General features: G+C 28.8%; 24 protein-coding genes. 15 read left to right on the top strand and 9 right to left on the bottom strand.

What is annotated here, in order from left to right:
* Positions 1-11 precede the first annotated feature (11 nt).
* Both J9309_RS05140 and J9309_RS05135 read right to left on the bottom strand, forming a co-directional pair.
* Positions 12-1,601 carry a DUF4270 domain-containing protein gene (locus J9309_RS05140; protein ID WP_230477466.1) on the bottom strand — a complete coding sequence of 530 codons (1,590 nt, stop codon included), beginning with the start codon at positions 1,599-1,601 and terminating at the stop codon, positions 12-14.
* Between the two features lie 20 nt (positions 1,602-1,621).
* A complete protein-coding gene (locus J9309_RS05135; protein ID WP_230477465.1) occupies positions 1,622-2,434 on the bottom strand; it encodes a glycogen/starch synthase in 813 nt (270 codons plus the stop codon).
* Between the two features lie 131 nt (positions 2,435-2,565).
* On the opposite strand from J9309_RS05135, the gene panC reads away from it, so the two are divergent.
* The 3 genes from panC (at position 2,566) to J9309_RS05120 (ending at position 4,878) form a co-directional block, all read left to right on the top strand.
* Positions 2,566-3,408 carry a pantoate--beta-alanine ligase gene (panC, locus tag J9309_RS05130; protein WP_230477464.1) on the top strand — a complete coding sequence of 281 codons (843 nt, stop codon included), beginning with the start codon at positions 2,566-2,568 and terminating at the stop codon, positions 3,406-3,408.
* 70 nt (positions 3,409-3,478) lie between these two features.
* Entirely contained in the window at positions 3,479-3,826 is a 348-nt protein-coding gene (panD, locus tag J9309_RS05125) for an aspartate 1-decarboxylase (RefSeq protein WP_230477463.1), read from the top strand.
* A gap of 23 nt (positions 3,827-3,849) precedes the next feature.
* A complete protein-coding gene (locus J9309_RS05120) occupies positions 3,850-4,878 on the top strand; it encodes a lysylphosphatidylglycerol synthase transmembrane domain-containing protein (RefSeq protein ID WP_230477462.1) in 1,029 nt (342 codons plus the stop codon).
* On the opposite strand, the gene J9309_RS05115 is transcribed toward J9309_RS05120, so the two are convergent.
* Positions 4,862-5,581: a hypothetical protein gene (locus J9309_RS05115; protein WP_230477461.1), complete on the bottom strand. Its 720-nt coding sequence runs from the start codon at positions 5,579-5,581 to the stop codon at positions 4,862-4,864. The two genes, J9309_RS05120 and J9309_RS05115, sit on opposite strands and share 17 nt — an antisense overlap.
* Positions 5,582-5,865: 284 nt before the next feature.
* Between J9309_RS05115 and radA the strand changes: the two genes are divergently transcribed.
* The gene (gene radA / locus J9309_RS05110) at positions 5,866-7,230 is read left to right on the top strand and encodes a DNA repair protein RadA (RefSeq protein WP_230477460.1); all 1,365 of its coding nucleotides are present in this window, start codon (positions 5,866-5,868) and stop codon (positions 7,228-7,230) included.
* A 48-nt stretch (positions 7,231-7,278) separates the two neighbouring features.
* Here the strand turns inward: radA and J9309_RS05105 are convergent, their stop codons facing one another.
* Together J9309_RS05105 and J9309_RS05100 are read right to left on the bottom strand one after the other, a co-directional pair.
* Positions 7,279-8,973: an Ig-like domain-containing protein gene (locus J9309_RS05105; RefSeq protein WP_230477459.1), complete on the bottom strand. Its 1,695-nt coding sequence runs from the start codon at positions 8,971-8,973 to the stop codon at positions 7,279-7,281.
* A gap of 27 nt (positions 8,974-9,000) precedes the next feature.
* A complete protein-coding gene (locus tag J9309_RS05100; protein WP_230477458.1) occupies positions 9,001-9,666 on the bottom strand; it encodes a ComF family protein in 666 nt (221 codons plus the stop codon).
* Positions 9,667-9,707: 41 nt separating this feature from the next.
* On the opposite strand from J9309_RS05100, the gene J9309_RS05095 reads away from it, so the two are divergent.
* Both J9309_RS05095 and J9309_RS05090 read left to right on the top strand, forming a co-directional pair.
* Positions 9,708-10,154: a 6-pyruvoyl trahydropterin synthase family protein gene (locus J9309_RS05095; protein ID WP_230477846.1), complete on the top strand. Its 447-nt coding sequence runs from the start codon at positions 9,708-9,710 to the stop codon at positions 10,152-10,154.
* Positions 10,130-10,957, top strand: coding sequence for a UDP-2,3-diacylglucosamine diphosphatase (locus tag J9309_RS05090; RefSeq protein WP_230477457.1), 828 nt, complete (start codon positions 10,130-10,132; stop codon positions 10,955-10,957). The genes J9309_RS05095 and J9309_RS05090 overlap by 25 nt, the downstream gene beginning before the upstream one ends.
* On the opposite strand, the gene J9309_RS05085 is transcribed toward J9309_RS05090, so the two are convergent.
* On the bottom strand, positions 10,892-11,836 hold the full coding sequence (locus J9309_RS05085; RefSeq protein WP_230477456.1) for a DUF6427 family protein: 945 nt from the start codon (positions 11,834-11,836) through the stop codon (positions 10,892-10,894). The genes J9309_RS05090 and J9309_RS05085 overlap by 66 nt on opposite strands.
* Positions 11,837-11,875: 39 nt before the next feature.
* On the opposite strand from J9309_RS05085, the gene J9309_RS05080 reads away from it, so the two are divergent.
* The 9 genes from J9309_RS05080 (at position 11,876) to J9309_RS05040 (ending at position 21,690) form a co-directional block, all read left to right on the top strand.
* The gene (locus J9309_RS05080; protein WP_230477455.1) at positions 11,876-12,067 is read left to right on the top strand and encodes a hypothetical protein; all 192 of its coding nucleotides are present in this window, start codon (positions 11,876-11,878) and stop codon (positions 12,065-12,067) included.
* Between the two features lie 156 nt (positions 12,068-12,223).
* Positions 12,224-13,150, top strand: coding sequence for a eukaryotic translation initiation factor 2 subunit alpha (locus J9309_RS05075; protein WP_230477454.1), 927 nt, complete (start codon positions 12,224-12,226; stop codon positions 13,148-13,150).
* Positions 13,151-13,165: 15 nt separating this feature from the next.
* Positions 13,166-14,410, top strand: a complete 1,245-nt coding sequence (locus J9309_RS05070; protein ID WP_230477453.1) for an oligosaccharide flippase family protein — start codon at positions 13,166-13,168, stop codon at positions 14,408-14,410.
* The gene (locus tag J9309_RS05065) at positions 14,407-15,654 is read left to right on the top strand and encodes a hypothetical protein (protein WP_230477452.1); all 1,248 of its coding nucleotides are present in this window, start codon (positions 14,407-14,409) and stop codon (positions 15,652-15,654) included. The genes J9309_RS05070 and J9309_RS05065 overlap by 4 nt, the downstream gene beginning before the upstream one ends.
* Positions 15,651-16,763, top strand: a complete 1,113-nt coding sequence (locus tag J9309_RS05060; protein ID WP_230477451.1) for a glycosyltransferase family 4 protein — start codon at positions 15,651-15,653, stop codon at positions 16,761-16,763. The genes J9309_RS05065 and J9309_RS05060 overlap by 4 nt, the downstream gene beginning before the upstream one ends.
* Entirely contained in the window at positions 16,760-17,845 is a 1,086-nt protein-coding gene (locus tag J9309_RS05055; protein WP_230477450.1) for a DUF1972 domain-containing protein, read from the top strand. The genes J9309_RS05060 and J9309_RS05055 overlap by 4 nt, the downstream gene beginning before the upstream one ends.
* 23 nt (positions 17,846-17,868) lie before the next feature.
* Positions 17,869-19,140 (top strand): O-antigen ligase family protein, encoded by a 1,272-nt coding sequence (locus J9309_RS05050; RefSeq protein WP_230477449.1) that lies wholly within the window; start codon positions 17,869-17,871, stop codon positions 19,138-19,140.
* A 1-nt stretch (position 19,141) separates the two neighbouring features.
* On the top strand, positions 19,142-19,858 hold the full coding sequence (locus tag J9309_RS05045) for a glycosyltransferase (protein WP_230477448.1): 717 nt from the start codon (positions 19,142-19,144) through the stop codon (positions 19,856-19,858).
* Between the two features lie 2 nt (positions 19,859-19,860).
* The gene (locus J9309_RS05040; protein ID WP_230477447.1) at positions 19,861-21,690 is read left to right on the top strand and encodes a glycosyltransferase family 39 protein; all 1,830 of its coding nucleotides are present in this window, start codon (positions 19,861-19,863) and stop codon (positions 21,688-21,690) included.
* Between the two features lie 269 nt (positions 21,691-21,959).
* Here J9309_RS05040 and J9309_RS05035 read toward each other — a convergent pair whose 3' ends face one another.
* From J9309_RS05035 to wecB, 3 genes are all read right to left on the bottom strand, one after another.
* The gene (locus tag J9309_RS05035) at positions 21,960-23,387 is read right to left on the bottom strand and encodes an exopolysaccharide biosynthesis polyprenyl glycosylphosphotransferase (RefSeq protein ID WP_230477446.1); all 1,428 of its coding nucleotides are present in this window, start codon (positions 23,385-23,387) and stop codon (positions 21,960-21,962) included.
* 18 nt (positions 23,388-23,405) lie between these two features.
* Positions 23,406-23,963: a hypothetical protein gene (locus tag J9309_RS05030; protein WP_230477445.1), complete on the bottom strand. Its 558-nt coding sequence runs from the start codon at positions 23,961-23,963 to the stop codon at positions 23,406-23,408.
* 131 nt (positions 23,964-24,094) lie between these two features.
* Positions 24,095-25,210, bottom strand: coding sequence for a non-hydrolyzing UDP-N-acetylglucosamine 2-epimerase (gene wecB / locus J9309_RS05025; protein ID WP_230477444.1), 1,116 nt, complete (start codon positions 25,208-25,210; stop codon positions 24,095-24,097).
* Positions 25,211-25,320: the final 110 nt, after the last annotated feature.

Here is a 25,320-nt window from a genome sequence, read left to right as displayed (position 1 = left end):
TTAAGTTGTTGTTATTTTTTTGTGTAATATACTAAAAGTTTTAGTTTTTTCTCTAAATCTTCTGTTGCATTTCCATGTAATACAACACGATAAGGATTCGCGATGGTATTTCTATAGAATGGACTTGAAGAGAAAATAGTAGATGTATCTGATGTTCCCATTAAGAAGTTACCCATCGTAACAATCATTTCTTGATCTTCGTAAGTTTTACCAAACTCTACCATATTTTTGATATGTTTTGTAATATCAATCGTATAATATTTAGTATCTCCACCTACAAAAGGATTAAAATGAACGTTATTTGGATAAGCATTATAGAAACCTAATACGTCATCAAATAATTCATTAACATACTTCCCATCTTTTTTGTAATTGTTCCAAGCCATGATAAAACCTGGTTTTGGGAAGTTATAAGATTCATCAATATGAAATTGAAGTTTAGCACCGATAATTACCCAATTATTAGCCGCTACATTCGATTTTAATTGATTGATTTGATCTTCAATAAATTTAACATTAACGCGAGTACCGTCAGTTCCATTTAAAAATAAGCGAGATGAACCGTTAATTGTCTTGTTCGGATCATTTAAATTACTTACAAAAGCAGAACCTTTTTCTGAATTATGTATTTGATTTACTTGTACATTGTATCCAGTTGTGCTACTCCAAACGTTTGTGAATGAGAAATCTACTGATGTATTATTTCGCTCTCCTTCTGTTGAAGAATCGTTTGAATAATACATTTTTATTGACAATTGATTTGGATTAAAAGCAAATAAGAACCCATTATCTTCCTCAACTGAAATATCAATACCCTGAATTACACGACGAATAAATGTTGCATAATCACCTAATAATCCAGTGTTTTCGTTATTAATAATTTTTGTTTGGAAGTAATCTTTATCTAAAGAGATTTTATAACCAACTTTTTCTTCGTAGATATTAGACGTACTTACTTTCTGTTTAATCGTAATATTTTGCACTTTTCCTCCAATAATCTTAGATCCTAAAATTGTTGGATTGATTGTGATTTGATCTTGCGCTCTATGATTTGGATTAGAATAATATGATGAATCTGAATATAAAACCGTGTTGATTTCACGCACATTCAATTTCATATTTAAATCTTTGTTTCCGTAAATAGAATCTACTTTATACGTTTTACGAATTAAGATTGTATCTGTATCCTCTGGTTTTACACCTGGTTTACTCAAATTTAAAGTATCTGTAATAACAGAATCTTTAGTTGTATTATGATAAACTGGAATAAATAAATGAACAGAATCTACAGAAGGGTTTTTACCAAAAATTGGTCCTGTAGTGTTCATTCTGAATTGCGAAATAAAATTAGCTTTTGTTTTACCAAAAATTGGCTCTTGATAAGCCCCTAATATTGCATTTTGCAATACTTTTTGATCAGCTTTTAACGAATCATAGTATGTATTGTATGCGATTACATCATAAGAAGCTACATTTCCTTCTGCATCTCCACCGACTAATCCACCTCCTAATCCTAACGTTTCTTCTTCACACGAAACAATTGTACTACCAACTGTAAGTGCTAAAACTGACGTAAGTAGGATATTAAAAATTTTTTTCATTGTAATTTAGAGTGGTTGATTTAATTAGAGTTCATTACCTCTTCCGTATAAAAAGTATTGTAAACCTCTTTAGATTGCTCTTTTTCGCAGAAATCTAATAACAGAATATTCTTACTTTCTATGTATTCTTTTACATCTTGTGGAATTACTTCTTCACCTTTAGCAACTGCATCTGCATACTCTAAAGAAGCTTGTATCATTCCTAAATGTGTAGGTTTTTCTAAATACTGTTTGATTTTACCATCAACTTGGTCAAAAGCTAATTTTTCAACTAATTGATTATCTAACTCACCTTCAAAACCATTATCAAATAAAGAAACAACTACTTTCGCGTCTTGGAAGAAAGGATCATCAGAATAATACTCTTTTAAATAAGTAGGTACTAAACTAGACATCCATCCCATTACGTGAACTACATCTGGTTTCCAATTTAATTTTTTAACCGTTTCTAAAACACCTTTTGCGAAGAAAATAGCTCGTTCATCATTATCTGAACATAATACTCCATCAGTATCATAAACGTCCTTACGTTTGAAGTATTCCTCATTGTCAATGAAATAGACTTGTAACCTTTCTCCTGGGACAGAGGCAACTTTAATAATTAATGGTTGATCTAAATCATTCACAATCATATTCATTCCTGAAAGACGAATTACTTCGTGTAACTGATGTCTTCTTTCGTTAATTGCGCCAAAACGAGGCATAAATATACGAACATCTGCTCCATTGGATTGCATCACTTTTGGTAAGTCTAATGCTTGAGACGACATCGGATTTTCAGGAAAGTAAGGAGTCATTTCTGTTGTTACATACAATATGCGCTTTCCTTCCATAATATTTTATAATATTTTATATACTATTTTCCTAATGAATAAATAAGGCACAAAATTACAAAAAAATGTTGATATATTATTTGCTTATAGTAGCTTTGCTCCTATATTAGTTTTTTTTTAACAACATTGATATGGTTGTATTTACAGAAAAGGATAAATTAACGCCTTTTATACAAAACCTAAAAAAAGAAGGGAAAACAATAGGATTTCTTCCTACAATGGGTGCTTTACATAGCGGACACTTATCGTTGGCTAAAGCTTCTATCACACAAAATGATTATACCATAGTAAGTATTTTCGTGAATCCCACACAATTCAACAATCCTGAAGATTTAGAAAAATACCCTCGAACGGAGGAAAAGGACATACAATTATTAACTGAAATCGGGGTTGATTTTGTGTATTTACCTCCAGTTTCTGACTTATATAATGAAGGTGAAGTTGCAAAGTCTTATGATTTTGATGGAATTGATAAAGTGATGGAAGGCGAATTTCGTCCAGGTCATTTTGATGGTGTAGCCACAGTAGTTGCTAAATTATTTAGAGCTGTAAATCCTACGAAAGCATATTTCGGAGAAAAAGATTTCCAACAAATCCGTATCATTCAAGAAATGGTAAAGCAAGAGCAAATTGATGTTGAAGTTGTTCCAATGCCAATTTTCAGAGCTGATAATGGTTTAGCTTTAAGCTCTCGTAACATGCGTTTAACTACTGAAAATCTTGAAGCTGCACCGTTCATTTATCAAGTTTTAAAAGAAGCTGTTGCTTTAAAAAATGAAGGTAAAACGCCAGCTGAAATTATTTCATTTGTTGAACAAACATTTGCGAAATCAACATTCGAATTAGAATATTTTTCTATCACAGATGAAGAGAATTTACAACCTATAGATTCCTTTAATCCAAACATTCCTGCAAGAGGTTTTATCGTTGCTTATGCAGGAGATATTCGTTTGATAGACAATATTCAATTCTAAAAATTCAATAAAAAATCGTAAATTAGCGGCATAAAAATATTAGCTCTATAAAAGCGCAATTTTTGCAAATATGATGATAGAAGTATTTCACTCTAAAATTCACAGAGTAAAAGTAACAGATGCAAAACTAAATTACATTGGAAGTATCACAATCGACGAAGATTTAATTGATGCTGCTAATATGGTTGTTGGTCAAAAAGTACAAATTGTTGTACAAGAAAACGGTGAACGTTTCGAAACATATATTATCAAAGGTAAACGAGGAAGTGGAGAAATTTGTTTAAATGGACCTGCTGCACGTCGTGTACAAGTTGGTGACACAATCATTATCATTACCTATGCAATGATGGATTTTGAAGAAGCCAAAACTTACGAACCTACGATCGTATTCCCTAACGAGAATAATCTTTTAGACTAGATTTTAAATCGTATATAAAACTTATGAAGAGTAAATTAAAGCAATCGCTCTTCCTAATCTTTGCTTCATTGTTAGCGATATTTTTTATCGTAATAACAGTGAAGCAAATTGATTTTGGGAGGGTACTATTAGCCCTAAACGAAGCCAATTATTTTTGGATTATCGCATCTATGGTAATCAGTATTTTTTCTTATTGGCTGCGTGCTGCCCGATGGAATTTATTATTACATCCTATGGGATATCAATCTAAAACAGAATCTGGGTTTTGGGCGATTGCATTTGCGTACTTCATGAATTTAACTATTCCACGAAGTGGCGAAGTGGCTCGTGCGACTTCTATGTACAAAATGGAAAAAGTTCCGTTCGAAAAATCTTTCGGGACAATCGTATTAGAACGTGTAATTGACGTTTTATTTTTAGGTCTATTTTTCGGATTAACATTTATTTTCAATTACGAAACTCTGATTCAGTTTGTTGAATTAGGTAATCAAGAAAATGCAAATGCCGTTGCGACAGAACCTTCTTACACCAAATTTTATATCGCTGGTGGAATCTTATTGATAGGATTAATTTTAGTAGGAGCTTTTTGGAATAAAATTGTGCAAACTGGACTTTATCTTAAAGTTTTAGGTTTTTTACAAGGTCTTTGGGAAGGAATATTATCCATTTCTAAATTACAAAAACGTGGGTTATTTGTATTCTATTCCTTTGCAATTTGGATCAGTTATTTCTTAATGACTTACCTTGTCTTCTTTGCTTTTCCAGACACATCACATTTTGGTGTTGCAGAAGGATTTTTCCTTTTAATTGCAGGATCTTTAGGTATGATTTTACCCGTTTCTGGTGGATTAGCTTATCCATACATTATGTCAATCGCATTTTCTGCTATATACTTAGCAACAGGCGGACAACAGAGCGAAGGAAAAGCGATTGGAGATTATTTTGGTTTAATTCTTTATATAGCTCAAGTAATTTCAATGATATCTTTTGGTTTAATTTCAATTTTAATGATTGGAAGAATTAGCACAAAAAATTCTAAGATTGAGAATTAATTAATCTTAAAAATACTGGAGCTTCTAATTCCATATAATACACAATCATATCGTAATCTTGTTTTTTTAATAAAGCTCTAAAATTGTATTTGTTTACACAAAATGCAACAAAATCTTGTATCTTATTTTCAGGAATAGTTAAGCTATTAACAAAATAACTTTCTGGATAATAGTCTTTCAATTTTTGAGTGACTTCAAAATTTGTTAATTCTTTCGGTGGCTTAGGTTTATCTTTTCCTCCAAAAATAGCCATCCCAATTCCTAATAAATTAACACCACCTGTTTGAGTAATTGCTCTTCTAGCTGCTGCATTTTTATGTTCAGCAACCATTGCTTTCTTAAACTCTTGCGTATCGAAACCCAATTCTTTTTTCAACTTGTAATCGGACGTTTCTTCAGTGCTCATATTATTTTTAAGATTTGGATCTAAAGGCCGAATATTCGCTTCAGCTAATTCAATCGTTTCAATATCTAAATGGATTTCAACATATTTTTTAGACAAAATATTTTCTGAAATTTTAATTTTTCTTGATACAGTTAAACTACTTTTCACCTCAATAATATCATTCAAATCAACTTCTATACTAAACAATCCTTCATCATCTACCAATGCTCTTTTGTTGGTTTGATGATTTATAACGATTATATTTTTTCCAGCAATGGATTCTTCAGATCCATCAATTATTACACTTCCAGAAATCATTGTTTGTGAATATCCAAAAATTGATAGCAGAAAAAAGAGAGAGAAAAATAGCGTCTTATACATTCTTAGTGTTTTGATTTTGAACTAAATTTAGACTCAATTCAGTTTCAATTTTAACATTTAACGCAAGTTTATCTAAACTGTTCATATTGTTAATAACACGATATTTTATTTAACTAAACACGCTATTGATGTGAAAATATTTAAGATTTTGACCACTTATAAAACCATAGTTTGTCGTTGTGAATGTTTAAATTTGTTCAGATCAATAAAAATTAAAAACAATGGCTAAAACAAAAACAACCTATTTCTGTCAAAGTTGCGGAACACAAACTGCCCAATGGATGGGACAATGTAAAAGTTGCGGGGAATGGAATACCATTGTGGAAGAAATTGTTGATAAAGGCGAAGAAAAGAAAACGTGGAAAGAGAAAGGAACGAAAACTGAAAAAACGTTTGCTTTAAATATCCGCGAAATTAACCCTTTAGGAGAAATTAGAATTTCCACTAAAAACCAAGAGTTAGATCGTGTTTTAGGAGGCGGAATTGTGCCTGGATCGGTAATTTTAGTTGGTGGAGAACCAGGAGTTGGGAAATCAACTCTAATGCTACAAGTAGCTTTAAAATTGGATACGATTAAGATTCTTTATGTTTCTGGTGAGGAATCTGTTTCTCAAGTAAAATTAAGAGCTGAACGAATTGGTATTGAATCGGATCAATGCTTTATTTTACCAGAAACTAATACGCAGAAAATATTTGCGCATGCGAAAGAAATTCAACCGCAATTAATCGTTGTTGATTCAGTTCAAACATTACAAACTCCACATGTAGAGTCATCTCCAGGAAGTATTTCTCAGATTCGTGAAACTACATTCGAGTTGATTCAATACGCCAAAGAAACCAATACGCCTATTATTTTAATTGGACATATTACAAAAGAAGGTGTAATTGCTGGACCAAAAATTTTGGAACATATGGTGGATGTTGTCCTTCAGTTTGAAGGCGATCGTAACCACATTTATCGAATTTTACGCGCCAATAAAAACCGTTTCGGATCAACTGCCGAAATCGGAATTTACGAAATGCAAGGTGCAGGTTTACGCGAAGTAACCAATCCATCCGAAGTTTTAATTACCAAGAAAGACGAACTTTTAAGTGGTAATGCAATCGCAGCGACGTTGGAAGGTGTTCGTCCGATGTTGATCGAAATTCAGGCTTTGGTTTCTACCGCAGTTTATGGAACGCCACAACGTACTGCAACCGGTTTTGATGCTAAAAGACTAAACATGTTATTAGCTGTTTTAGAAAAACGTGCTGGTTTCCGATTAAATATGAAAGATGTTTTCTTGAATATTACAGGAGGAATTCGTGTAGACGATCCGGCGATTGATTTAGCGATTGTTGCTGCTATCCTATCTTCGAACGAAGATTCTGCTGTGCCAGATAATGCTTGCTTTGCTGGAGAAGTTGGTTTAAGTGGAGAAATTAGAGCTGTAAACCGTGTAGAACAACGTATTATGGAAGCTGAAAAACTTGGTTTTGATGTGATTTTTGTATCGAAATATAATAAGATTAAAGATACAGATCACGGAATTAAGATTGTTCGAATTTCGAAAGTTGAAGATATTTATAGAATGTTATTTCAGTAAAATTTAATATTATATAAAACATAAAAAGCTCGCTAATGCGAGCTTTTTTTATTGTCTATTATTTGGTTGCTGTTCTGTATTTAAAATTCCTTCTTTTGGTAAAATAAACTGTTCACTTTCTTTACCAATAATCCATGTTTCGTCCGAATCCCACATCGCTCGAACGACTATTTTTGAAGGATAAATATAAACAGGTTCTGGTTGTTTGCCCGATAAAATATCGCCCGTATCCCAAACTCCATTTTTATTTTCATCAACAAACAATCTTAAGTAATAATCTCCTGGATTTAGATTAGGAAATAAAAATTCTCGTCCCAAACCTACCTTCTCCTCGATTACATCAAACTTCTGATTTTTCTTGATTAATTGCAAGAAAATTGGTGAATCTTGTAAGTTTTGAATATTCACTTTCAAATTTCCATAATCCTCTCTTTTTCCTGTTTTCATTTGATATATTAACGTATCATTGGGTACATCAAAATGATCGATAATCCCTTTTGGATAAACATTAACTTCGAAATTTTCGCCTAAATTTTTATCAAATTTAAAACGCACAATTTGTTTATCAATCGAATCAACTACCGCATCAAATGGAATTTGAACTGTGTCTTTGAAAACATTAATTAAAGATTTATTAATTGATTTAATTGGCGCTAAAGCCGCTATTTTAAAATCTTGTGTTGGTGCTAATTTCGAATCATTTAAAGGCTTAAATTCAGACTTATATTCTTTTGTAGGTGTTGTATATAAAACGCTTACAGAATCAACTTTTTCGCCATGTTGAACCTCAAATTTTAATCGTTCCGATTTATTTGTAAAATTCTCTTTCGCAGGATTGAACCAAATATTTACAGAATCTTGTTTTGGATGAATATCGTATAAAGCTGTTGTTAATTCTTTATTAGAAGGTGTAATTTTAACTGGTTGTGTAGCACCTTCAGTTTTAATCACAATATGTCCGTATCCTTTTTGTTTAGAATCAGCAACACGATAATTCGGTTTTTGATCGAATAATTTTAAGTTAACTTCTTTGTTCGATGTTAAATCGATTATATCCGAATTAAAAGCAATACGTTCTTTCCCAAAATCGAATTTCGTATTCTCTACCTTGTCTTCAAAAGCAACTAATTTATATTTCCCACTTTTCAAGAATTTTAAATCATATTCACCTTTTTCGTTTACACGAGAAATGTAATATGGTTTCGATTTTAAAATTACACTATCATTATAATTATCATCAACCGTAAATAAACCAACTAAAACTTTTTTAGGAAGTTCGAATTCAGCACCAGGAAAAACACGACCTTTTACGTTTAAAGAATCGATAAAATTACCGGTAGAAAAAACGTAAGTAAAATTTGATAACTTGTTGTTTTCGTTGAAATCTTGAATTGCATCACCAAAATTGAAACTATACGTTGTATTGGGTTGTAGTGGTTCGCGTAATTTAATTTTTACACTTTTTTCTGCCATAGAAATAGGTGTAACCGTAGGATTACGTTCGAAAGGTGGAGATACAACTACATTTTTATTATACTCTTTTAGTTGTACATATTCATCAAAATTAATCTCAATTTCTTTAATATTGGGATCTACATTTACAGCTAACGTATCTGGAAAAGAACCTAATAATTTTGGAGGCGTAACATCTTTAGGACCACCCGACGGAGTTCCTTGACGCGCACAAGAATTAACCGAAAAAATACCTACCAAAAGTAGGCTTGCAACAACAAGTTTCTTCATGGGTGCAAGTTAATAAAAAGCATTGTATTACGCACATGCGATTGTGATGACACTGATTTTAACATCTGTTATTCCGTTAAAAGATTTCACAGCTTGACTTAATGTTGCACCAGTTGTTAACAAATCGTCTATAATTATATAATGTCCTTTGATGGACTTATCAACTAACTCAAAAGCAGATTCCATATCTTTCAAGCGTTCTTGCTTATTTTTAAAAACTTGTGAACTGTTGAAATGAACACGCTTTAAAACATTATCCACAAAACGGATATGATTAATTTGAGCTAATTCTTTTGCAAAACCATCAACCTGATTATAGCCGCGTTGTTTTAATCTTTTTTGATGAATCGGAACCGGAATTATGCCATCATATTTAGATAAATCTAATTGCAGTAATCGAGCAAGCTCTTGACCAATTTCTGGTCTATTGTTATATTTAAGTTCATGCAACAAAGATTGTGTTGGGTTTTGCTTGTTAAAATGTAGTAAACTATAACATTCTTCTACATTACAATATTGGTATAATTGCTTGAAAGCTTTGTTATTTTGATCAAATTGCCAATGTGTAAAGGATAAATTTCCGACACAGGAAACACATAAATATTGAGAAGATTGTATTACATCACTGCAATGAACACATCTCATTGGAAAAAATAAATCAACTAAAGAATTTAGGATTGTTTTGATTTCCATTACCTTTGCAGATTAAAGCATTAATTATAAATTTAATGAAAATTGTAAGACTTACAAAAACATTTAACTTCGAAACTGCACATGCATTACACGGTTACGATGGAAAATGTAAAAACATACATGGACATTCATACAAATTATTTGTAACAGTTAAAGGACAACCATCTGAAGACGTTAGCGACGTAAAATTAGGTATGGTGATGGATTTTGGCGATTTAAAAAAGATTGTAAACGAAGAAGTTGTTGAAATCTTTGATCATGCAATTTTATTAAATCAAAACTCTCCACATAAAACTTTAGGAGATAATTTAATAAAAGAAGGACACCGAGTAATCTTTACTGATTATCAACCATCATGCGAAAACATGATGCTTTGGATGGTGGACCGAATTAAAAATCGTTTGCCAAAACACATCGAATTAGTTGCATTAAAACTTCACGAAACAGAAAATTCTTACGGAGAATGGTTAGCGGAGGACAACCAATAAACATACAATTAGAATCTGGTAAAAAGGTTTACTTTTCGTCTGATCATCATTTTGGTGCTCCTAATGAAGAGGAAAGCTTGGTACGCGAAAAGTTATTCGTTCAATGGTTAGATGAAATCCAAAACGATTGTGGCGTATTATTTTTATTAGGTGACTTATTTGATTTTTGGTTTGAATATAAACATGTAGTTCCGAAAGGGTTTGTGCGTGTATTAGGAAAATTAGCCGAACTATCTGATCGTGGAATTCCGATTTATTTCTTTGTCGGAAATCATGATTTATGGATGAAAGATTATTTGGAAGAACAAATCAACGCGATTGTTTTTAGGGATAAACAAGATTTCATTATCAATGGGAAGGAATTTTTTATTGTTCACGGTGACGGAAAAGGACCTGGAGATGTAGGTTATAAACGCATGAAAAAAGTGTTTACAAATAAATTTTGTCAATTTCTTTTTTATCTACTTCATCCAGATTTAGCAATGTGGCTTGGGATAACAGCTTCCCGCAAAAATAAAATGATTTCTGGTGACGAAGATGTTCATTTTTTAGGTATTGATAACGAATGGTTAATTCAATATTCTGAAAGACAATTAGAGCGAAAACACTACGATTTTCTTGTGTATGGCCACCGACATTTACCGATGGAAATTGACATAAAAAAATCCAAACACATTAATTTAGGTGATTGGATTAATTATTTTACTTATGGTGTTTTTGACGGTGAAACCTTCGAGTTAAAAACTTACTTCAGTAATCAAACTATAGATACGAGGAATACGATCATAAAAGTTAAAAAATAACATACAAATTAAATAACCCCATAGAATTGTTTCTTTCAACCAATTGTATTGGGGTTTTTTATTGGCGAAATCTTTTGAAAAGATAATCATCATTATAAGTCCAAAGAAACTTAAATAGATTAATTGACTTCCACCAAATAAAGCTGATATTATTAGAAACGAAATCAGCATTAAAAAGATTAAGAAGAAAACTCTTTTTACTTCTACAACTTCTTTATTTACCGATCTTACGTAGTTTAATAAAGCCATTGCCAACAATCCTACAACTGGCAATAAAAAAATGTGCTTAATCTCGAAATTATAATAATCTAAAAATAAAGCTTCGCGATAATAGTCTACTAGAAATTTAAAATCCATTAAATAACTGATTTGCGCGAACACTAAAACTGGAACTAAAAAACCAAGTATAGCTAATATTAAAATTGATGGATCTATTGCTTTTAAAGTTAAAAAGTAAGCAAATATTACAATTCCCAAAATAAATAATGGTGGGTTTAATAAAATTGCAAAACTTAAAAACATACCGATATCAAAAGCCTCGAATTTTGATGTATGCTCAGTTTCAAAATACATCAACTCTGTTGTTACATAAGTTATCAATAACAAACTTCCTGCAATTTTATAGTCTAATAATTGACCAATACAAGGCATCATACACAACATGTAAAACCAGGTTGAATATGAATTTTTTGATATTAATTCGTTGTTCGAGTCTTTGTAGGCTACATAAGCGATGGTTAATATCGTTAAAGCAAATCCAATAAACTCTAATTTACTCAGGTAAATGCTGTTAAAATTTGTAGCGCCAAGCCCAAAAAATAGAACAATGATAAATATTTGGATAAAAAAATTCCTTTTAGCAAGTAGATTAACTAACATTTTTATAACTTTGGTACAAATTAAGCAATAAACTAGGATATGGGATTAATAACTGATTTATTTTTTGCAATTGGGTCTGTTTTTACTTGGGCATTTGAAAACCTATTAGTACCAATCGGTTATTGGGCCGGATGGTTTTTTACAATTATCGGAATCGCATTAATGATTTGGTGGTTAGTAAGATTGGTAGAATTCGGAAACGATAACGAAAAAGATTACACTGGTTGGTAATATATCCAACTGTTAAAATATAAAAGCCTTTGAATTTATTCAAAGGCTTTTTTTATATCATACTTTTATATAAGATTTAACGTTATAGGCTTAGATAATAGTACAAGATTAGTATATTTGATTCACCAATTTTAAAAATTAATAAAACACACTATAATGAGCGAAAACTCAACTAACCAGGAGATTGACTTATTGAAAGTTGCAGATGGTTTTTCTAAGAAATTATCTCAATTAACTACTAAAGCTGTTAATTTTATAAAATTTATCAAAAGAAATATCATTTACATTTTAGCTTTATTTATTATTGGAGCTGTTTTGGGCTACTTCTATGATAAAAACAATAAATCTTATTATACAGAAATCATCGTTTCGCCTAACTTTAATACTGTTGATTTTTTAAATAATCAGATCGATGTTGTAAACTCTAGAATAGAATTACAAGATGAAAAATTTTATGCTCAAGTTGGAATATCTAAGCAAACAAAAATCGGTAAAGTTGAAGTAAAACCTATTACTGATATCTATAGAATTATTGATAATAACGAGTTGTATTTAGACCTTTTTAAAACAATGACGGAGAATAATGACGCTTCGAAAATTATTGAGGATTATGCAACAAGTAAAAACTTTCCATTACATCAAATAACAATTCATTCGGGTGAAGTATTAGATCAAAAGGTATTAGATAACATCATGAAGTTTATCAATACAAGTGATTATTACAATAAAAGTAGAGTTGAAATTGCTGAAAATTTAAAAGATAAATTAGCTAATAACAACACTTCTATTGACCAAATTAATGCGATTTTAAATCAAGTTGGTTCTAGTCGTAATGTAAACGCAACTGTGTTTTACAATGACAATAAAGAATTAAATGAATTGATTAATAATAAAACAAAGTTAATCCAGGAAAACCACGAGTTAAAAGTGCACCTAAAAAACCTTGATTACATTGTTACTCCTATTAATTACGCTACAAACATCAATAACAAGAGTGGATTAAATAACAAAATGAAACTTGTCTTCCCTATCGTATTTGTTGGAGGATTCTTTGTTTTTGCATTTATCAGAAGATATTTCTAGTATAATATTTTATTAATGAAAAATAAGATACTAAATTTTCTTATTTACGGTTTTGGGCAATCTATAAATATTTTAGGTCCATTACTTATTGTACCTTTTATTATTGCTATTTGCAATGAAGACGGTTTAGGGAAAGTTGGTATCTCGTTTTCTTTATCATTAATTTTTTGTTGTATAATTGATTATAGTTCAACCATTATTGGTACTAAAAACACCTCTATCAACAGAGATAATGTAGAAATATTAAGAAATTTATTTTGTGATTTTTTCTTAACCAAACTGTTAATACTATCAATTCTAATTGCATTATTGATTTTTGGAGTTTATTCTATTCCATATTTACAACAAGAAAAAACGCTTTTTTTATTGATTATTCCGCTATTAATAGCTCAACTTTTTAATATAAATTGGATTTTACAAGGGTTAGAAAAATTTAAACTCATAGCAATTTTCAATGTTCTTTCTAAAGGATCTTATATACTACTTGTTTTCTTGTTAATAAATAAAAAACAAGATTATATATGGGTTAATTTTTTCCTTGGAATAAGTAATTTATTTTTTAATATAATTGCTTCAATTTATATCATTAAAAAGCTGAATATTAATTTAAAATCATTTTCAATACAGAATTCCATCAAGTTATTAAAAAGTGATTTCAGGATTTGTGCTTCCGAATTTTGCTTAGCAATTTATCAATTTTTTCCAATTATAATTGTTGGCTATTTAGTAGGAAATACGGGTGCCGGAATATTTAAAATTATAGAACAAATCATCTCAGTTTTTAGAACTTACATTTTTATGTTCTTTAATTTTTCATACCCAACGATTTGTTTTGATTTAGAAAAAGATTCAAACAAAGGTTACAAAACTTGGTTAGTATATCATACCGGAAATACAATTATAATTGCTTTTGGTTGTTTGTTTATTTACTTTATTAAAGATTACGTTTTTGATTTTTTTAGAGTAAGTAACGAGTTACTTCCGACATTAAATTCGTTGTTGAAAATAGGAATCTTTATTCCAATAATCATTTCGATTTCACAAGCATTTAGACAATTACTTTTAGGTAAAGAAATAATCAAACCTTATACTATGATTATTTACGCATCAACAATTATTAATATCGTTTTAATATACCTTTTAACAAAAGTATTCGAACTTAAAGGAGTATTATTCGCTACTATAATTATTGAATTTTTAGTAATATTTAGTTTCGCTTATTTTATCAAAAAAAATAATAAATATCAAACTGTGTTATGAAAATAAAACTATCATCAGAATGGATATATCAGCTTTTATTTTTTGTAGCAGTAATCTTTTCTTACATTACAAATTATGAATTAAGTCTTTTAGTTTGGTTAGTAATTTTGATGCTAACTGTTAAGAGATTTTATTCAAAATCTATATTAATTTACATTTCTTTATTCGTAATAATCTTGGCTATTGGATGTATAAGATCACTTTATTACGACCATAGTACATATAATATTCTACGTGATATTTCCTATTTCATCAAACCCATAGTTGGTTTATTAATAGGTTATCAATGTTTTAGAACTAAAGAAAATAACTTCTTTCGAACGATTATTTACTCGGCATTTGGAATTGCTATTTACCACTTTATAACATTATTTATTGGTTCGTTTTACTTACCTCTAAATAATTTACACGACATTAGACATATTGGTGGTTATTTTTCTGATTTTGAAACTTTTGCATTTGTGATTTTATTATTCCATAAAAAATTTGAATTGAATTTTTCTCAAAAAAAATTATGGTTTTTTACTGGAATTATTGGATTATCGTTACTTCTATATTTTGCAAGAACCAACTTTATTCAGTTATTCATTTTAATATGCGGAATGTTTGGCCTTTATCAAATAACTAAGAAAAAATTAATCATTCTTTCTAGTTTACTTTTGATTATTGGAGTTGGATATAAAATCGTTTATGATATGAATCCAACAAGAAATGGAAAAGGTCTTGATGCTTTTTTATATAAAGTAAAAAACGCTCCAACAGAGATTTACGATCCCTATGTTGTCAATGATAATTCGTCTCGATTCCATGATAATTTTAGATCTTTTGAAACGAAAGTAACCATTGCTCAAGTTGTAAATAGAGGCGATTATGGTGTATGGTTAGGAAATGGCTTTGGATCTTCAGTAAACTACGGATCATTAATGTGGACTAATGATGGAAACTACATTAGGCATGCTCCTATATTACATAATGGTTATTCAACCATATTTCTAAAGACGGGAATTGTTGGTTTATCAATCTTTGTTTTTAGTATGGTTTATCTTTCATTTGTATACAAAACATCAGACATATCGTTACATAACAATATTAAACTTTTAGTAAATAGCACCGGAATTTTCTTATTTATTTCTACTCTTGTATTTCTTGGTTATTATTTAAAATTAGATAATAAATCTTTATTTGTAGGAGGATTAATCGCTTATTACGAAATCATTACCAAAACTGATAAATCTATTACATGAGAATACTATTTCAAACAAGAACTAATTTATACTCAGCCCCTGGAGGAGATTTAGTTCAAATGCAGAAAACAAAAGAATATTTAGAAAAATTAGGTGCTAAAGTTGATATTTCATTAGAATTTGAGCCCGATTTATCTAACTATGATATTGTACATCTGTTCAATTTGATGGAACCTCAGGATATTTATAGACAATATAAAAACGCTAAAAAGCAAAATAAAAAAATTGTCTTATCCACTATTTATGGTTTATATACAGAGTACGAAAGAAAAGCTCGTGGTGGATTATTTCAAAAAGTTGCAAACTTTTTATCACCATACCAAATTAGTTATATAAAAACCATTGTAAGACATTATCATGAAAACAGAATGCACAAAGGTGTAATTCAAATGATGTTGAAAGGGCATTATAATTTGATGAAGGAAATCGTAACAGGAGTCGATTATCTTTTACCAAATTCTGATAACGAAATGAGAAGAATAGCAAAAGAGTTTAATTTAAAAGATTATAATTATTTTAATACTCCAAATGCTATAGATATTAATGTATTTAATGATAATGTAGAACTTACACAGGAAGATTTAGATAAATACGGTCAATACAAAGGTTGTGTTTTATGTGCCGCTAGATTAGAAGGAAGAAAATCTACATTAAACTTAGTTCGTGCCATGAAAGATTTACCATACCAACTTGTTTTGGTTGGGAATGAATCTAAAAATCAGGCCGAATACGTTAGGCAAATTCATCAAGAAGCTGGTGAAAATGTTCATTTCTTAGGACCAGTTCCACATGCTGATTTAGCAAAATTATATAAATTAGCTAATGTACATTGTTTGATTAGTTGGATGGAAACTCCAGGTTTATCAACTCTGGAAGCTGCTGCAATGGATTGTAATATCGTTATCACGAAAAAAGGTGATACAGAAGAATACTTCGAAGATTACGCATTTTATTGTGAACCAGATAATGTTGCTGATATTGCAAATGCAATACAAAAGGCATATACAGCTCAGTTAAATCCAAATCTAAAAAAGAAAATTAATTCTAAGTACAATTGGGAAGAAACTGCTAAAGCAACCTATTTAGCATATCAAAACTCTTTATCATGAAAATAGCAATTTTAGGAACACGAGGTATCCCAAATTACCATGGTGGATTTGAACAATTTGCTGAATTTTTCGCTGTTTATTTAGCAGAAAAAGGTGAAGATGTTTACGTTTACAATTCATCATTACATCCATACAAAGAAAATCAATTTAAAGGTGCCAAAATTATCACTTGTAACGATCCTGAAGATAAATTGGGAACTGCTGGGCAATTTTTGTACGACTTAAATTGTATTGTTGATGCACGTAAACGCAATTTTGATATCATATTGCAATTAGGCTACACAAGTAGTACAATTTGGTGGTGGTTAATGCCTAAAAAAGCTAAAATTGTAACTAATATGGATGGTTTAGAATGGAAACGTACCAAATATTCTAAAAAAGTACAGAACTTTTTAAAATATGCAGAAAAACTTGGTGCAGTACATTCAGATCATTTAATATCAGATTCGTTAGGTATTAAAACTTATCTAAAAAACAAGTACAATAAAGAGTCTACATATATCGCTTACGGTGCAAATGTTTTTGAAAATCCTGACGAAACTATTCTTGAAAAATACAATCTAACAAAAGAGAATTACAGTATGTTAATCGCTCGTTTTGAACCTGAAAATAATCTTGAAATGATTTTAGATGGTGTTTCAAAATCCGAGCTAAAAGAAACATTTTTAGTCATTGGTAAACACGAAACTGAATATGGAGAATTCTTAAAAAAGAAATACAGTTCGTTTGAAAACATTAAGTTTATCGGAGGAATTTATAATCTTGAAGAGTTAAATAATTTACGTTATTTTTCGCGCTTATATTACCACGGACATTCTGTTGGTGGAACTAACCCATCGTTATTAGAAGCAATGGCTTCTAATTGTTTAATTTGTGCAAATAATAACGAATTTAATAAAGGTGTTTTAAAAGAAAATGCATTCTATTTTTCCAATTCTGAAGAAGTGAAAGCATTTCATCTAAATCTTGTAAAATCATCTGAAAATGCTAAAATAGTTGCTAATACAAAAGCTATTTATAACGAATTTAGCTGGGAAATAATCAATAAAAAATACTATGACTTGTTAAAAAGTATAGTATAAAAACCATCTTAAAACTACCTGAAATGAATTTTATAAAAAAAATCAAAAAAGAGATTTTTATTGATTGTTGTCTTGGTTTATTACTGGCTAGTTTACCTTTACCTTTTGGGTTTATTAATATTGCATTAGGACTCTTTATCATAAGTTGTATAATTTCTTATAAAGAATTAAAGTTCAATCGAAATATTGCTTTATTTATTCCTATTATTTATTACTGCTTATGCGTGTTTTCACTTGCATTTAGTATTGATACACAAGCAACTTTAAAATATTTATCAAAAGGTATATTTTTTCTGATTATCCCTTTGTTTTTTCTTTTTATTCCAAAATTATCCAAAGAACGCTGCCTTCGTATTTTTGATATTTTTAGCTATTCTATGGTAGTTGCATCTATAATTTATCTTATTCGTGCTACTATCAACTATTATATTTCAGGGGATACAGATCACTTTTTTTATCATTCTTTAGTAACGTTAGATGTTAACGCTATTTATATTTCTTTGTTCATCGGTTTGGCTTTTATTAATCTATTAAACAAAGCTTCTAAAAAGATTTACGATTACATATTTACATTTATACTTTTCGGTTTTTTAATTCTATTATCTTCCAAAAATGTCATCGTTATTACACTTATCGCGATGGGATTTTCATTACTTAGGTTAATTAAAATCAAACAAAAAAAACCAATTATAGCCTTATTAATTGTAGGTATTCTTATGTCTATACCTTTATCAAAGAAGATATATGAACGTTTTGATTTGGAATTTATAAACACAAGTGAGAATGTTGTTTTAGAAAATGGAATTATTAATGTTTCGATCAAAAATGCATGGGATCAAAAACATTTTGATGGTAATCATTATTTCAACGGATCTTCATTTAGAGTTTATCAAATCCGAATTTTTAATGAAATAATGCAAGAAAACAATAGCTATTTAACAGGTATTGGAGTCTCAGCTGAACAAGAAAAAATAAAAGAAAAACAAATAAATTATGAATTAGATAACTATTATGGTGATCTAAATTTTCATAACCAATACATTCAATCTTTTGCAGGTTTAGGTGTTATGGGAATAATTTTAGTAGTGATCTTAAATTTAAATAATTGGATAAAATCTATTCGACAACGTGATATTTTATTCTTTTATTTTACTTTATTAACCACTTCTATCATGTTTACCGAGTCTTTGTTTGAAAGACAAAGAGGTATTGTATTTTTTGTAATATTGTATTGTATATTCAACCAAATCAACACTTCCATACCTAACACTAAAAATCCACCAAATAAACTCTAATATGCCTACAATCGCAATAATAATTCCTTGTTATAATGAAGAATTAAGGTTAAGTAAAAACAATATTCAGGATTTAATTAACGGAAATAAAAACATAAAAATTTATTTCGCGAACGATGGAAGCACAGATAATACCAAAAATTTAATAGATGAAATTTGTGCCGAAATTCCTAATTGTTATGCGATACATTTCATGCAAAACGAAGGAAAATCTAAAACTATTTATAAGGCCGTTCATCAACTAAATGCACAAAATCAATTTGACTATATTGGCTATTTTGACGCTGATTTTTCGACGCCAAGTAATGAACTTTTAAAGTTAATTCATCAACTTGAAATCCATCAACCTAATTTTATTTTTGCTTCAAGAATCAAAACTTTAAATGCTACAATCAACAGAAAAGTTCATAGACATTTTATTGGAAGAGCTATTTTAACCATCATTAATATAAAACATCATTTAGGGATTTATGACACACAATGTGGTTGTAAAATCTTCTCGAAACAGATGATTAATGAAGCTTTTAAAGATAAATTCTTTACAACGTGGTTATTTGATGTAGAAGTATTTGTACGCTTAAAGAATAAAAATCTATTAAATCAGGGAACAGAATTCCCAATAAAAGAATGGTATGATGTTGAAGGTTCTAAATTAAAATTTACTCACTTCTTCAAAATATTTAAAGAAATCATCATTTTATATACAAAATACAAATAAACATGAATAGATTATTAACACTTGCTAAAAACAATTATATACTGTTTATAATTCTGATAATATCTTTAGCGTTAAGGTTATATCAATTAGATTTTCAAAGTTTATGGGTCGACGAAATGTTTACATACATTGCATCGAATCCGACCAACTCATTTTCAGAAATTTACCAAATAATTAAATCCGATGGACCGCATCCTCCACTGTATTATTATTTAGTAAAAATAACATTTCATTTATTTGGTTATTCAAGCTTTAGTTTAAGGTTTTTATCTGTTATTCTTGGGGTATTAAGCGTATATGCAATGTATGTAATTGGTAAAACAGCTTATCATAAAAACTTAGGTTTAATAGTTGCAGCGTTACTTTGTTTTAATCCTTTTCATATAGAATATTCACAAGAAGGTAGAATGTATGCTTTATTGATACTTGTAACAATTTTCTCATTCAATTACTTGATAAAATACTTACAGGATAACAAAATTAAAAACTTTGTTATGTATTGTATATTCAGTTTTTTAATGATTTACACGCATCTATACGGAGTTTTTACTTTAGTTGCACAATATGTAATTTTTGCTATTTTCATTTTATATAAAGATAAAAATCAATTAAAGAATTACATCTTACATTTATTTACAGGAGGTATTTTACTTGCAATTACTTACATCCCTGTTTTTAATTTTTTAATTAAAAATAAAGATCGTAATGATTCTTGGATTCCCGTACCAACCAATGATTTCTTATATCAATTAGTAAGAGATTTATTTGGTAAAAGCGATTTATTAGTTTCAGTATTTATAATTTTCGTTACCTATATTTTATTTAAAGCATTTGAAAAAAAGAGTGTTATTAAAAATAAAATAGAAGCCAATGATTATCCTTCTATTATCTTTATTTGCCTTATTTGGATATTGGTAACTTTATTAATTCCTTATTATATTTCGCTTATAAAGATTCCTATTTTAGTAAGTCGATATCTTATCCATATATTACCAGCAATATTATTAATATTAGGTTTTGGATTAATCAAGATTTCTAATGATTTATTGAAAAAGTTTATGTTTTCATTTATCATTTTTTTATCAGTCTCACAGATATTTTTTGTTGAAAAATATTATTCTACGATTACTAAATCACAATTTAGAGAAGTTTCTAAATACATTTCTCAAAACACAAATAATAAAAATGATGAATATATTTCTTCTCTTGCTTTCTATTATGATGTTTATTTAGAGCAAGATTTAAACAAAAAATTCAAAGCAAACAATTTAGATGAATACATATCTAAAGTGATAAATAAAGAAGAAAAATTAAAACCCTTCTGGTATGCAGATGGTCACACATCAACCTATGCACCTTCTCAAATGACGGAAGAATTTATAAATAATAATTACATTATTGAAAAGGAAATCACATTATTCGGAAGTTGGGCAAAATACTTTACTCCAAGTGCATCTTATACGTTAAAAACATTTAACCTAAATGAGTTTAAATCAAATCAGAAATATAAGGCTTGGGTAGAAAATTTTGAAATAGCTGATGGTAAATTGTTAATTTCTGGATGGGGATTTCTTGAAAATTTAGATTCTAATAAAAGTAAAATCAATTTTATATTAGTTAATAATGATACGGTTTATCAACTTCCAACAAATGTATCACGAAGAGAAGATATTGTAAAATCATTCAACGATATTAATTATGAAATATCAGGTTTAAATACTAAAACACCAATCCAAATAATTCCTAAAAACGAATATAAAATTGGAATAATACTAATACAAGATAGTAAAATTGGTTTATTTATTAGTGATCATAAAATAACTATAGAATAATTAGAAAACCTATTAATTTTCACTGCTAAATAAACAGTATAAATATAATTATCATAATAAAAGAGTCCGATATTCTATCGGACTCTTTTAATTTTAATTTGGTTTTAATCATCCATTATAATTAATTTTTTTGGCTTTAAATTTCATTTACATAAACTCCTATAAACAACTTTATTTAAACCTAACATTCATTTTTATTACAATAAAAAAAGCCCTCAAAAAGTTTAACACTTTTTTGAGGGCTTTATAATTAGAGCATTTGCTTTATTTTATATCGCATTCTCATCTCCTTTTAAAATCAGTACTATTGTTTGATATATGATCTGTATATCTAATAAATAAGACCAATTTCTAATGTAATATATATCTGTTCTAATTCGATTTTCCATATCCTCGTCAGAATCTATCGCTCCTCTATATCCTTTTACCTGAGATAATCCCGTTATACCTGGCTTTACGTAATGTCTAAGGTTATATTTGTTGATAATTTCACGATAATGATGATCTTGTGAAATCATATGCGGTCTAGGACCTACAATCGACATATCACCTTTTAAAACGTTTAAGAATTGAGGTAACTCATCCAAACTAGTTTTTCTTAGAAATTTACCAATCCTAGTTATTCGAGAATCATTTCTTTCTGTTGCTTTAATTGAATTTAAGTTAGAATTAAACATCGTTCTGAACTTATAACAATTAAATTCCTTTCCATTTAATCCGTTTCTTTTTTGAATAAATAAAATAGAACCTCTAGAATCTAAAAATATTAGAATTGAAATAATTGGAAATAACCAGCTTAATAAAAAAATACAAACTAATGCAGCAAAAATGAAATCGAATATACCTTTAATAATCTGGTTGAATTTTAAATCTAAAGGAAAACGTTTAATTTCAAAAACTGGTAACGTATCAATATATATAATTTTTAATTCTGTAAATCCATTATAAATCGAATCTGGAATGTATGCAACCGGAATTAAATTTGTTTCAGCTGAATTAATAATCGCGTGCACATTTGCCGATGCCATTTTACCCTTTTGCGAAATAAAAATCTTCTCTATATCATGTTCTTCAATATAATTTCTAAATTCTACCCCGTTAAGACATAATTTCCCTTCAACAAAGCTTAGATTATTTTCTGTGATTCTATCTATTATTCTAATACCAATATCTTTTCTTTGGTCTAATAAATCCTCAAATTTTGATGTATTATCATTTTCATCTACAACTAATACTTTAGAAATATCTTTATTATTAATGTGTAAATTTTGTTTGTAATAAAACAAATATAAACGAGAGATAAGCCCAATTAAAAATAATGTTAAAACATATACAATAGCTAGTTGTGGTGAAAATAAATCGGATGTTTTAAATCCTGAAATAGCAAACACAACAATAGAAAATATAGAAGTATGATAGATTAAATTCTTAAGAATATCTACAAACTTCATGCTTTTAGTTAAATCATATAATGATATATTTTTTGCAAAAATAAACCATGTGAATATGAAAAGAATTAAAGCTTTGTAATGAGATTGAAACAATTCTAGATAAGACGGAATCTTCTCCAACGGATAACTTTCTGTCCAAAAAAATTGATATTGAATTTTCAGAAACAAAAAGAACGTAACTATTAATACAAATGTATCTAAGAATTCCTGTAGAAATTGAATCTTTAATGATTTTCTACGTTGCATTTAAAGAATTTTCAATTATTATTTTGCTTCTTTTGCTTGATTGTAAAGCTTATTTAAATTTTTCTTTAATTCATCTGTACTTACAGCATTTGGATCAAAGTTTCCATCTGGATTTGGTTTTATATTGATGCTTAATGTTACTGGATCATAAGATGTTCCTTGTCCATCAACAAAGTATTTACCATAAAAATCAACTCCTGGTACTTCAAATGAATTACCTAAATATGTAAACTCAATATTTTTAACTGTTATTACTGTTTGATTTTGGTTAAATCCGTAATCTAATCGTAGATTTTGTGGCTTCGCATTTTCTGGTAATTCAACAACTATTTTCTGTAAAACAGGCTGTCCAATTACAGGAACTTTTACAGAATTATCTTCAGTAAATTTACCATCATTACTATAGAATATTTGATACGTATCGTTAGTAGGAAAAACTCCTTCTAAAGTCATTACTAATCCTTTTGATTCTGAAGCTGAATTTTCAGTTGAAACCTCTTCTTTTTTATCGTTATTACAAGATCCTAACATCAATAATGATGATATAAATAATGATCCTAACACAAATTTTTTCATAATAATTTTTTCCTAATGTTTTGGTTAACGAATATATTAATCTTTTTCTTCTAAGTTTAATTGTTGATATTATAAATTTATTCTATTATCAACGTAAAATGTATTACTTTCTTATAAAAAAATTAAGTGTATTAGGAAATTGTCTTCATAAAGGAAATAATTCTTTCAACTGCCTTACCATCTCCATATGGGTTATGCGCATTACTCATTTTAAGATAAGATTCTTTATCATCAATTAAATGTTGAACTTCTTTAATAATTAAATCAGTATTTGATCCTACTAATTTTACAGTTCCCGCTTCAACAGCTTCAGGTCTTTCTGTCTCATCTCTTACTACAATAACAGGTTTTCCTAAACTTGGCGCCTCTTCTTGTACTCCACCACTATCTGTCACTATAATTTTAGCTTCATTCATCAACCATATAAAATTCGGATAATTTAAAGGCTCTATTAAAATAACATTACTAATACCTTCTAATTCTTGATGTACAATTTTTAGAATTTTTGGATTTAGATGAACCGGAAAAACAAATTGATAATCTGTATTTTTTAGAGCTAATTCTTTGATTGCTTTACAAACATTTAAGATACCTTCACCATGATTTTCTCTTCTATGGCAAGTGATCAACACAATTTCTTTATCTTTTAATAACTTACTTTTTAAATCAAATACTAAAGATTCATCTGATTGAACTTTTTCAATTCCAAAGAAAAGAGCATCAATTACAGTATTCCCCGTTACTATTATTGTATCTGGATTAATATTCTCTCTTAATAAATTATTTTTTGATGATTCTGTAGGCGAAAAATGAATATTAGTTAAAACTGAAGTAATCCTTCTATTTGCCTCTTCAGGAAATGGATTTCTTAAATCTGAAGTTCGCAAACCAGCTTCTATATGACAAATTTTAGATCCATGATAAAAAGATGCTAAACTAGCAGCCATTGTCGTAGAAGTATCTCCATGTACAAAAACATAATCTGGATTATAATCTTCTAAAACATCTTTCATTTTATTTATAATCTTTTCAGTAATACTATAAAGTGTTTGATTTTCTGTCATTATATTTAAACGATAATCACAAACCAAATCAAAAAAATCTAATACCTGATCCAGCATTTCTTTATGTTGTCCAGTATTACAAATTTTAACGTCAAATGCTGTATCTTTTTTTAACTTCTGTATTAAAGGAGCTACTTTTATCGCTTCTGGTCTTGTCCCAAAAACAACTAATATTTTCTTCATTTTGATTTTATAGTATGTTAAAGATCCTAAATATAAGACTTGTTTTAATAACATGTCCTAACAAATAATATTATTTTCAAGCATAAATTTATTCCGTAAATTTGCTAATC

This window comes from Faecalibacter bovis (genome assembly GCF_017948305.1).
GTDB classification, from domain to species: domain Bacteria; phylum Bacteroidota; class Bacteroidia; order Flavobacteriales; family Weeksellaceae; genus Empedobacter; species Empedobacter bovis.
Note: the sequence above shows the minus strand (reverse complement) of the source record. Positions and strands in the feature narration are given on the sequence as shown.

Excerpts from the sequence above, each read along its gene's own strand:
- J9309_RS05140 (WP_230477466.1), bottom strand. The coding sequence starts at position 1,601 with ATGAAAAAAATTTTTAATATCCTACTTACGTCAGTTTTAGCACTTACA.
- J9309_RS05135 (WP_230477465.1), bottom strand. The coding sequence starts at position 2,434 with ATGGAAGGAAAGCGCATATTGTATGTAACAACAGAAATGACTCCTTAC.
- panC (WP_230477464.1), top strand. The coding sequence starts at position 2,566 with ATGGTTGTATTTACAGAAAAGGATAAATTAACGCCTTTTATACAAAAC.
- panD (WP_230477463.1), top strand. The coding sequence starts at position 3,479 with ATGATGATAGAAGTATTTCACTCTAAAATTCACAGAGTAAAAGTAACA.
- J9309_RS05120 (WP_230477462.1), top strand. The coding sequence starts at position 3,850 with ATGAAGAGTAAATTAAAGCAATCGCTCTTCCTAATCTTTGCTTCATTG.
- J9309_RS05115 (WP_230477461.1), bottom strand. The coding sequence starts at position 5,581 with ATGATTTCTGGAAGTGTAATAATTGATGGATCTGAAGAATCCATTGCT.
- radA (WP_230477460.1), top strand. The coding sequence starts at position 5,866 with ATGGCTAAAACAAAAACAACCTATTTCTGTCAAAGTTGCGGAACACAA.
- J9309_RS05105 (WP_230477459.1), bottom strand. The coding sequence starts at position 8,973 with ATGAAGAAACTTGTTGTTGCAAGCCTACTTTTGGTAGGTATTTTTTCG.
- J9309_RS05100 (WP_230477458.1), bottom strand. The coding sequence starts at position 9,666 with ATGGAAATCAAAACAATCCTAAATTCTTTAGTTGATTTATTTTTTCCA.
- J9309_RS05090 (WP_230477457.1), top strand. The coding sequence starts at position 10,130 with ATGGTTAGCGGAGGACAACCAATAAACATACAATTAGAATCTGGTAAA.
- J9309_RS05085 (WP_230477456.1), bottom strand. The coding sequence starts at position 11,836 with ATGTTAGTTAATCTACTTGCTAAAAGGAATTTTTTTATCCAAATATTT.
- J9309_RS05080 (WP_230477455.1), top strand. The coding sequence starts at position 11,876 with ATGGGATTAATAACTGATTTATTTTTTGCAATTGGGTCTGTTTTTACT.
- J9309_RS05075 (WP_230477454.1), top strand. The coding sequence starts at position 12,224 with ATGAGCGAAAACTCAACTAACCAGGAGATTGACTTATTGAAAGTTGCA.
- J9309_RS05070 (WP_230477453.1), top strand. The coding sequence starts at position 13,166 with ATGAAAAATAAGATACTAAATTTTCTTATTTACGGTTTTGGGCAATCT.
- J9309_RS05065 (WP_230477452.1), top strand. The coding sequence starts at position 14,407 with ATGAAAATAAAACTATCATCAGAATGGATATATCAGCTTTTATTTTTT.
- J9309_RS05060 (WP_230477451.1), top strand. The coding sequence starts at position 15,651 with ATGAGAATACTATTTCAAACAAGAACTAATTTATACTCAGCCCCTGGA.
- J9309_RS05055 (WP_230477450.1), top strand. The coding sequence starts at position 16,760 with ATGAAAATAGCAATTTTAGGAACACGAGGTATCCCAAATTACCATGGT.
- J9309_RS05050 (WP_230477449.1), top strand. The coding sequence starts at position 17,869 with ATGAATTTTATAAAAAAAATCAAAAAAGAGATTTTTATTGATTGTTGT.
- J9309_RS05045 (WP_230477448.1), top strand. The coding sequence starts at position 19,142 with ATGCCTACAATCGCAATAATAATTCCTTGTTATAATGAAGAATTAAGG.
- J9309_RS05040 (WP_230477447.1), top strand. The coding sequence starts at position 19,861 with ATGAATAGATTATTAACACTTGCTAAAAACAATTATATACTGTTTATA.
- J9309_RS05035 (WP_230477446.1), bottom strand. The coding sequence starts at position 23,387 with ATGCAACGTAGAAAATCATTAAAGATTCAATTTCTACAGGAATTCTTA.
- J9309_RS05030 (WP_230477445.1), bottom strand. The coding sequence starts at position 23,963 with ATGAAAAAATTTGTGTTAGGATCATTATTTATATCATCATTATTGATG.
- wecB (WP_230477444.1), bottom strand. The coding sequence starts at position 25,210 with ATGAAGAAAATATTAGTTGTTTTTGGGACAAGACCAGAAGCGATAAAA.